This window comes from Bradyrhizobium sp. (assembly GCF_049586575.1).
In the GTDB taxonomy this organism is placed as follows: Bacteria; Pseudomonadota; Alphaproteobacteria; order Rhizobiales; family Xanthobacteraceae; genus Bradyrhizobium.
Window position 1 is genome coordinate 1 of the sequence record NZ_JBAVCF010000458.1, and the last position, 2,392, is coordinate 2,392.

Here is a 2,392-nt window from a genome sequence, read left to right on the forward strand (position 1 = left end):
TTCGCGCTCGCGAGGTCCTTGCTTAAAGACATCGACAGATGTCAGGCGGTGACGGCGTCTGGCCGAAACCTGCTCTTGGAAAGCCCGCGAAGATGCCCTAGATGATCTCGCTTCGGACGCCCAGCACGCCGGCGTCTGCTCCAGACGGGCCCATCTCCCGGCTGACGACCGCACGGCGGCAGACCGGCAACAACGTCGGCCGCAGCGCGCGTTGGGGAATAGTTCAACGGTAGAACATCGGACTCTGACTAATTTTTGTTGTTTGTTCACCGTTCGCCACTGTCACCACTTCCCTTGATTTTATCGGCACTTCCTCGCATATCATTGCCCACGGCAAACCGCTGCAATCCGCGATCCCAGGTGCCTAGGAAGTGCCTAAGATTTCGCTTTCAGATGTCGGATTGAGAAGCCTTGCGCTGCCATCGCAGGGCCAAGTGATGTATTGGGACGCGAAGCTGCCGTGCTTCGGCGTCCGGCTCTCACAGGGGGGCGCAAAGACGTTCGTCCTCAAGCACGACAACCGCAGGATTACGCTCGGGCACTTCCCTCTCATCTCGCTCCAGGACGCGCGAAGCGAGGCAAAGCGGCTGCTCGCCGAGTTCACCTTGGGCCACCTGCATCCGCAAAGCATGAGCGTCAAAGCCGCGATCGACGATTACCTGGCAGAGAAGGCGAAGAACCGGCGCCCGCTCACCGTCCGAGGCTATCGCTGGCTCTTATATCGCCACTTTCGCTTCCAAGGGCGCTTAGGCGACATCACGCCGGCACAGATCACGCATCGGCTCGCGAAATTGCCTCCGGGCCAGTACAACCACGCCCTTACGGTTGGCCGCATCTTTTTCAATTGGTGCCGAAAGCGCCGCTACCTCACCAACAATCCGTGCGATGGCCTCTCGCCGTACGCGCGCGAGCCGCGCACCCGTGTGCTTTCCGATGACGAACTTGGTAGGATATGGAACTGTACCGCGGCGTGCCTGGAAACTCCCAGCGAACTGCCGGCGAGTTTCGCCCGCATCGTTCAGCTGCTTATCCTCACAGGGCTTCGGAGGGGTGAATGTGCGCATATCCAATCAGACCACGTGACGGACAACCTTCTGATACTGCCGGCGGCCCTGACAAAAAACCACCGCGAACACATCCTCCCATTGAGCGGCTTCGCGCTGCGGCTGCTGTCACCAAAACCCCCAGGCTCTTTTATGTTTCCGGGGAAAGGCAACGAGCCATTCCAGGGTTGGGGCAAGGCAAAAGCGACACTGGATGAATTGAGCGGCGTCTCGAAATGGACGCTTCACGACATCCGCCGCACCGTTGCGACGCGCATGGCGGAGATGGGCGTTTTGCCTCACGTCATCGAGCGCATTCTCAACCACGCGACGGGTACGATCAGTCGCATCGCATTTGTCTACAACAAAGCCCGCTACATCGAAGAAATGCGTGCCGCCCTCGCCATTTGGGAGGATCGTTTAGCCTCAATCATAAGGCCTGTGGGGCCAGCTCTTGAAGCCGCCGAATAAGCCTCTGAGTCATTGCGGCGCAACAATCAACCAGTCCCGGACCTCATTTTGCCCATCGACAGTCCACCATGACGCATCCTGGCGCAACGATTCCCTCTTGCAATTATCGCGTGAGCCCTTTTACAATTTTGGCGGGTTGGCATCCGCCAACCCACAACCGCGTGTGACGTCCGGATGTCTCCGCACTCTGGAGATTTCCGATGTCAGACAAGGTGAGACTGCCGCTGTACTTAACGTGGAATGCGTTAAAGCGAGTTCTGGGATGGCCTTACGGGAGAAGCCACACTCAAAGGCTCGAGACCGATCCGAAGTATCATCACGGCGATCCATTTCCGCTACGCGGGAAGGTCGGCGGTAATCATCGGAGCGCTCACGTGCTGTGGTACACCCCCGATGTCTTGGACTGGCTAAAGCGGCGGGGTTTGCGCGTTCCTGAGAACATCGAGTTCATTGGGGCTGCGTAGACGACAACGAGGGCGCTCGGTGGCCACTGGGCGCCCTCACCTTTTTCGGGGGGATAATGCGCCGCTTCGCGATCACGCTGTTTGTTCTACTCGCACCCACACCTGCATTCGCCTTTGGCGCCCTCGCATGCGGCCGTACGCTCGATAACCAGCACTGGTATTGTGCGTCTAGCTATAACGATTCCACGGAAGCTCAAGCTCATGCTGAAGCGTTGGCTGTCTGCAAAAACGAAAGCTCCAGCTGCAGAATATTCAGTGATTTTTCTAATGAATGTATTGCCGCTGCGAACGACGGCGGCTTCATTATTACAGCGCACGCTCCAACCATTCAGGCAGCGCGCGAGAAAGTTTGTGATGGACACGGCTCCGAATGCAAACCTTTTAACGCTCAATGCGATCCATATGATCCAGACC

General features: G+C 57.9%; 2 protein-coding genes. Both read left to right on the forward strand.

Annotation, left to right across the window (positions count from 1 at the left end):
- Positions 1-371 precede the first annotated feature (371 nt).
- Positions 372-1,514, forward strand: coding sequence for a tyrosine-type recombinase/integrase (locus tag WB528_RS17755; RefSeq protein ID WP_423889705.1), 1,143 nt, complete (start codon positions 372-374; stop codon positions 1,512-1,514).
- A gap of 520 nt (positions 1,515-2,034) precedes the next feature.
- Positions 2,035-2,392, forward strand: a 358-nt coding sequence (locus WB528_RS17760; RefSeq protein ID WP_423889706.1) for a DUF4189 domain-containing protein, incomplete at its 3' end; no start/stop codon positions are given.